The sequence below is a fragment of the Legionella santicrucis genome (assembly GCF_001468135.1).
Classification (GTDB): domain Bacteria; phylum Pseudomonadota; class Gammaproteobacteria; order Legionellales; family Legionellaceae; genus Legionella; species Legionella santicrucis.
Genome location: NZ_LNYU01000054.1, coordinates 234,526 through 241,703, shown reverse-complemented (window position 1 = coordinate 241,703; position 7,178 = coordinate 234,526). Strand labels below are relative to the sequence as shown.

Genomic DNA, 7,178 nt, shown 5'->3' with positions numbered 1-7,178 from the left:
TTAGACTTCCATCTTTGGCTTAAATTACAGCTTAGTTGGCGGCTTCACTCAGAATTAACACTTTTGGTGGTTCTTCCACACGACCCCATTTAGATTGCTTCAAGGCATTTTTGGTGCTGGGTTGGTTCCTTTATCCCAAGCCATTTTGACTGACATTTTTCCAGATAATGAACGCGGTAAAGCCATGGCCATTTGGGGTATGGGCGTCATGGTAGGCCCTATCTTAGGTCCGTCGCTGGGTGGGTATCTTACTGACATTGCCAGTTGGCGATGGACATTTTATGTCAATATTCCATTTGGGATTGCGGCAACACTGATGGTATTCCATTTTGTTCCGGATACTCTTAAAAAGGAACGCAAGATGGATTGGATTGGCATGATACTCATTGCGTTGGCAGTAGGCTCCATTCAATATGTTCTTGATCGCGGCAATCAAATGGATTGGTTTGCCGCCTTGGATATTCGCACTGCCACATTTTTAGGTCTCATCAGTTTATGTGGATTCATAGCGTACAGCATCAAAAACAAATCCAATGCCCTCTTTGACCTTTCTATTTTTCAAGATCGTAATTTTGTTCTTTCCAGTCTATTACTGGCCATCTTGGGATTGGGTATGTATGGAACAATGGTTATCCAACCCCAAATGCTACAAGGTTTACTGAATTATCCCGTTTTAATCGCAGGATTAATCATGGCGCCCCGCGGGATTGCCAGTATGTTCAGCATGATGATTGTTGGTAAATTAATTAATCAAGTTCAACCTCGCTGGTTAATTTCGATAGGAGTGTTACTCAGTGCTTCCGGGATTTATATCACGACTCATTACTCCCAAGAGGTTAGTCTAGCCTGGCTCATTTGGCCATTAATACTCCAAGGATTTGGATTGGGCTTGATTTTCGTTCCATTATCCTCTGTAGCATTTTCAACCTTACCGGTTTCTTCTCGTGCCGAAGCGGCTGGACTGTACAGCCTATTACGTACCATAGGCTCTTCTGTAGGGATTTCCATTACTATCACCTTCTTAAGTCGCCACACTCAAATGGCCTGGAATCAAATCGCAGGCTCAATTCAACCCTACAATCCAGCATTAATGGAATACCTACGCCCCTGGCATCTTAAAGCCACGGATCCACAAGCCGCTGCCTTATTATTGAATGAGCTAGGTAAACAATCGCTAATGCTCTCTTATATCAATACATTCGCGTTTATCATGTGGAGTTTTCTGATTATGTTACCTTTTGTATTATTGTTGAAACAAAATAATTCGCCAGCTACCTCTATTGTCAGCGAGTGAGGCGGCTCATTTCTCTTTCGTTGATTGTGAGCAAACAAAATGGCTTTGAAAAGCGGAATTGGATACATATTTTTATAGTCCATTACCTATGGTTCTCTAATAAAAGAGTAATGGTCATTGTTTGGTTATGTAATTCACAATTGCCAACGGTCAATGGTGACAATTCACCATAAGAGTAAAAGCCAATTTGAGTTGATCCCTTGGGCATTGATTGCAATGTAGTTTCTGTTTCTTCCTCAGTGCGCTCACCTAATAGTAGTCTTCTGCCAACACAACTAATATCAATTGCCAAAACGGGCTCTTCTTTTAAGTCCCTATTTTCAAAAAGAAGATTATTAGCGCTTTCACTTGCATCATTCGCACTTTCAATGAGTCTATCAAAATTGGCACGCATTAATCGAGCATGGTATCCTTGAGGTACGTCTCCAGCAAAAACTAAGGATTGGCTGTTTTCATCAATACCCAAAATAGTGCGTACAATATACTGAGAATCTGGATCAAAATAATTACGGATAGCAAGTGGGTAAAGCAAACCAGAAGCCGGTAATTCAGAAGCCCTCTCACCAAGATAAGCTTTATAGAGTTTTAATGCCGGTTGATGGTCTAATTCATAAAGAATATTTCCTTTAGAGTGGGTAATGAATCTTTCTGGACCAAAAATATCCCAACCGCCTTGCGACCCATATCCTATGTGGATTTGCTCGCCATAAAACCCTATGGCTGCAATGCAGTGGTCAACGATTTGTCCTTCATAGATAAGCCAGGTATTTTTAAAATCAGCACCGTCACCAGCAAGTCCTCCAGTAATAATGACTTCTTTAGCTGAGTGTTTGTTTAAGCCCTTGATTAATTCGGAACCATTAACATGTAAGCCGTCAGACAAAATAAAAATACCCTTGGGTTTCTGATGTTGATGCAATAATTTTGCCAATTGGGCACCGGCCTCGTAAGAATCTTCAGTTCTTTTTACTTCAGCCTTTGCGAGCTGTAGTTTTGTGGATTCAAATTGAACCACAGCAACGGAAATACTGTTATCAAAAATATTAGGCCCCAAAATTTCCCCTGCGGTGGAACAACCTATGATTTTTGATTTTTTATAAGCTTGGGCTAATTGTTCAATTGGTTTTGCATTATTTCTAAAGTTTGGACTGGCAAAAACTAAAACGAATGTACTTTCGGAGTCCAGTTCAGGAAATTTCTGAATGCTCCATCCCAGATTTTGGATGTATTGAAAAGATTGAATTTTCATTATACTAATGTCATTTCAATTTAACTTTCGAATAATCAATTATAGCCCATTTTAAAATATATTAATAAAATGAGATATTCAAAATTAGATATTCGAAAGACCCTTCGGTAACATTCACTTATGAGGCAATAGGCGAACCCCACTTGCAGGAATTGCGGGTTGCTGATTTGCTTAAGATGTAATCCAAACCATCTATTTTTCCCAAAATTAATTCTTCTGTTAGATTAAAATAATAAGTCTGTACTTGATACCCACGTAGTTAAGAAAAACCAATCGACACACACAATGCAAATGATAAAAAAACTTTCTATGACATCCAAATACCTGAATTTTTAAATTTAAAGTTTACGGCATATTGGTACAATGATACTTATTTAAAACAACACTTAAGAGAATACAATTCCAAAGGCGAACCAGTTATGTTTTTTAAAAGAAACAATGACACCGACTTGAAGGGAGTCATGATAGAAAATGCCTTTATAAAAGGAAATGAAAATTATTATCTTTTTCTTGGATTTGAAATCGATACTAAACTTACAAAAAAAGACACACCTTCAATTGTATTTCCAGGAGGATTTGAACATACCACAATTAGCTTAGACCACAAACAAGATACATCTTTCTTGACGCTAACATACTCTACAAATGAAAACTATTATAATTTAATTAACGAAATAGGCACCGTAGACATTCAATATCCTCTTTTTTAAAGCAAATTATGTATAAAAAATGACGTAGTTTCATAGATTTGACCACGTCACCTATGATTTATTACCGCCATCTACAAATTAACCCAATCTGCGCCAATGAATTGAAACATGCTTTACTAAAGTCCGTTGAATGCGCTGTAAAGGATATTTAATCTTTAATATACTCTGAATTCAGTTCATCTTCGTATATAATTCACGCCCTGTTATGACTCGGGTATATAACGATCACTATGGACAGAATATTAACTATTTCTTTACTCATTTTTATTCACATTTCCACGGCATGTGCAGAATTAACCAAAAAATACATTAGTCATAATGTAGAAGATTTTAATAGCACAATAACTGCGACAATGAATCGAACAAACTTTGATGAATGTAAAAGTCTTGGAAGAGAGTTTGTTGCAGATTTTAATAAAGCACACAAAACATTTCTCGATGGTCAATACATCAAAGCAACTATTAATGTATTAAATATTGTAGAAAAGCAAATGAGTCATATGGATTTTCTTTAAGTCTAACTCTTGCGAACAGCAATCAGCTTTAACCGCAGTTGCTTTTCAATTTCAAGCACAGCAAAAAACAGTGCGCCGGTTAGAACGACGAGTACGCCATCCCCAAAGGGGATACTTTCAGTAACAAATATGGTTTGTAAAGGAGCGAAATAGGTGATTGCAAACTGTGCCACAGTAATCACAATGACCGCCATCCAAACCACTTTGGTCCCTTGTACTGCGTTCCATGTGAGTGATGTTCCATAAATATTGCGAATATAAAACAAATGAAAAATCTCAAGAACAACCAGTGTGTTTAATGCGATTGTGCGTGCCAACTCAAGCGAGTAACCGCGATCGAGCGCATAAAAATAGAGTCCAAAGACGCCACAAATAAAGAGAATAGAAACCAGAAGCATATGCCATACCAAGCTGCCGGTCAGTAAAGGCTCGTTTCGAGGGCGTGGTGGTCTTTGCATGGTCCCTTCTTCGGTCGGCTCAAAGGCCAGGGCAATGCCAAGAGTCACTGCGGTAATCAGGTTGATCCATAAAATTTGAATCGGCGTTACCGGCAAGCTTAGACCTAACAGCAGAGCCAGGATAATCGTCATTGACTCACCCGCATTGGTGGGTAAAGTCCAGCTAATCACTTTTTTAAGATTATCATAAACAGTACGGCCTTCACGTACAGCGGCTACAATGGAAGCAAAATTATCATCCACCAGTACAAATTCAGCCGCCTCTTTGGCGACTTCACTGCCTTTTCTCCCCATAGCAATTCCTGCATCTGCTCGTTTTAACGCAGGCGCATCATTGACCCCATCGCCGGTCATGGCCACAGTCATTCCATGTGATTGCAATGCCATCACCAGCCTTAGTTTATGTTCAGGACTTGTTCGGGCAAAAATATCGGTTAGCAATACAGCATTTCTGAGTACGGCGTCATCCATGTTATCCAAATCAATGTCTGTTAATACCTTATCCAAATTTTTAAGTCCTATTTGCCGGCCAATAGCAACCGCTGTACTGGCATGATCGCCTGTGATCATTTTTACTTGAATGCCCGCTGTATGGCATTCTGCCACTGCTGCAATGGCTTCAGGTCTGGGCGGATCAATCAGTCCAACCATCCCAAGTAACGTGAGATTCCCTTCAACATCAGCGAACTCCAAAACGATATGTTCTGGCTTTATTTTTCTGACAGCAAAAGCGAGGATGCGCTGTCCACTTGCTGCAATCATTTCCATCTGCTCTTTCCAGTAAGACTCATTTAATGGCTCTGTTCCACCCCAGTCTGTTTGTTGAACTTGACACATACCCAAAATCTGCTCAGGAGCTCCCTTCACCATGACCATCGCATGATTGAAATGGTCGTGGTGAAGAGTTGCCATGAAGCGATGCTTGGCATCAAAAGGAATGATATCGGTACGCCTCCAGGATTCGTTTTCCTCTTTAAGGACAAGTCCCGTCTTACCTGCAAAGGTTAACAAAGCGCCCTCCATAGGGTCCCCATCCACAGACCAACATCCTTCATGTTCACGAAGCATGGCGTCATTGCAAAGAATTGCTGCATGGGCCAGTTTTTTCAGTACAGGGTGCTCGTTATGATCAATGATTTGTTCATTCAACATCAGGGCACCGACCGGCTCGTAACCGGTGCTGTCGAGAGTAAATAGGTGGCTGCTGGTTATAACCGAAGACACGGTCATCTCATTTAGAGTGAGGGTACCTGTTTTATCCGTACAGATAACCGATACCGCGCCTAAGGTTTCAATGGCAGGTAGTCGACGTACAATGGTATGTCGTCGCGCCATAGCCTGCACACCAATAGCTAAGGTAATTGAAAGAACGGCAGGAAGACCTTCCGGGATAGCCGCAACCGATAAACCAACCACGACCATAAACAATTCAACAAACGGGTGATGTTGAACAAAATACCCATACGCAAGAAGGAGTGCCGCAATCAATAAAATGAACAAAGTCAGCCATTTTGCAAACAGCCCCATTTGTAGGACTAAGGGTGTGGTTAAAGACTCTACTTTTGACAATAGCCCACTAATATGTCCAATTTGAGTGGATGAGCCTGTGGCCACCACAATGCCTTTGCCCTGACCATTGGTTACCAGGGTCCCACTAAATGCCATACAAGTCCTGTCACCTAATACGGCATTTCTTGGGACTGAATGAATGTGTTTTTCAACCGGAATGGATTCACCAGTTAAGATGGCCTCCTGGATGGTGAGTCCATGAGATTTTATTAAGCGTACATCGGCAGGAACTTTATCTCCTGCTTCCAGCAAAACAATATCGCCTGGCACAAGCTCCTCACCAGCAATACGCCGTCGTTCGCCATCCCGTAATACGGTAGCCGTAGGGGACAGCATTTTCCGAATCGCGTCCAGTGCTTTTTCTGCTTTTCCTTCCTGGATAAAACCGATTAGGGCATTGATGATGACGACTGCTAAAATAACGCCAGTATCTATCCAATGTTGCAAGAGTAAAGTCACCAGAGCAGCCCCTAGTAACACATAGATGAGGATGTTATGAAACTGGAGCAAGAAGCGAAAATAAACATTTTTTCTTTGAGGTTCCGGTAAACAATTGAGGTCATAACGTTTTAATCTGTTTTTCGATTCGTCCTCGCTTAAACCGAATTCTGATGTAGTATTTAATGTCGCGAGAATTGCTTCTGCTGACTGCTCATGCCAGCAGAGCTCTGGGATGTTGTTTTTTGATTCCACCATGGTCCTCTTTTCCCTGATTAATAGGCTTTTACTGGGGATACAAAACCTTGTGGTTTTAATGCCAGTAACGAGCAATCAATGTCTTGCAAGATGTTTTCCGCAGTATTGCCAATCATAAATCCAGATATCCCGGTGCGTGCGACGGTGCCCATCACCAAAATATCGATTCTTTTATGGGTTATGATGGCGGGGATAACCTCTTCTGGTTGTCCTTTCAGATGGTCAATTTGGTATGCTCCAGAAATTTGAGACCGTTTAATGAGCTCTTGCAAGAGCAATCCATGAACATGTTTTTCTTCAGCGACTATTCTATCTAATTCTTCTTTAGATATTTTTAACCACACACTATCCCGTAAGTAACTTTCCAGCGCAAATTCCCAACAGGAAATAATACTTAATTTACCCTGATAACGGACGTTTAATGAATGAGCAACTTCTAATAAGCGAAGCGAAAGGTCCAGGGCTTCTGCTTCTTCATCTTTGGGATCAATAGCCACTGCAATGCGAATATCCTGTTGCGTGTGCTTAAGCGGACGATAAAGAAACAAGGCACAGGGGCATTTGCGCAATAGTTCCATGTCCAGTGCTTTAAAGCCTTTCATACCTTCTCGTGTTTCCGCTTCTTTGATGAGAAGATCATGTGAATTTTTAAGGACATGGCGAATGATTCGGATGTCAGGTGTTGTG

The 7,178-nt window shown here is 40.9% G+C and carries 6 protein-coding genes; 3 read left to right on the top strand and 3 right to left on the bottom strand.

The features are described 5' to 3' along the window. Positions 1 to 94 precede the first annotated feature (94 nt). Complete coding sequence (locus Lsan_RS12275) at positions 95 to 1,294, top strand: DHA2 family efflux MFS transporter permease subunit (RefSeq protein WP_242604031.1); 1,200 nt, start codon at positions 95 to 97, stop codon at positions 1,292 to 1,294. Between the two features lie 82 nt (positions 1,295 to 1,376). Here the strand turns inward: Lsan_RS12275 and Lsan_RS12270 are convergent, their stop codons facing one another. Continuing rightward, complete coding sequence (locus Lsan_RS12270; protein WP_014845100.1) at positions 1,377 to 2,543, bottom strand: FIST signal transduction protein; 1,167 nt, start codon at positions 2,541 to 2,543, stop codon at positions 1,377 to 1,379. 419 nt (positions 2,544 to 2,962) lie between these two features. Between Lsan_RS12270 and Lsan_RS12265 the strand changes: the two genes are divergently transcribed. Together Lsan_RS12265 and Lsan_RS12260 are read left to right on the top strand one after the other, a co-directional pair. Continuing rightward, on the top strand, positions 2,963 to 3,253 hold the full coding sequence (locus tag Lsan_RS12265; RefSeq protein ID WP_014845099.1) for a hypothetical protein: 291 nt from the start codon (positions 2,963 to 2,965) through the stop codon (positions 3,251 to 3,253). A gap of 230 nt (positions 3,254 to 3,483) precedes the next feature. Next, a complete protein-coding gene (locus Lsan_RS12260; RefSeq protein WP_014845098.1) occupies positions 3,484 to 3,768 on the top strand; it encodes a hypothetical protein in 285 nt (94 codons plus the stop codon). Positions 3,769 to 3,770: 2 nt separating this feature from the next. Here the strand turns inward: Lsan_RS12260 and Lsan_RS12255 are convergent, their stop codons facing one another. Then, a complete protein-coding gene (locus Lsan_RS12255; RefSeq protein ID WP_014845097.1) occupies positions 3,771 to 6,491 on the bottom strand; it encodes a cation-transporting P-type ATPase in 2,721 nt (906 codons plus the stop codon). 17 nt (positions 6,492 to 6,508) lie between these two features. After that, positions 6,509 to 7,178: universal stress protein (locus tag Lsan_RS12250; protein ID WP_041174157.1), on the bottom strand; the 670-nt coding region annotated here is incomplete at its 5' end.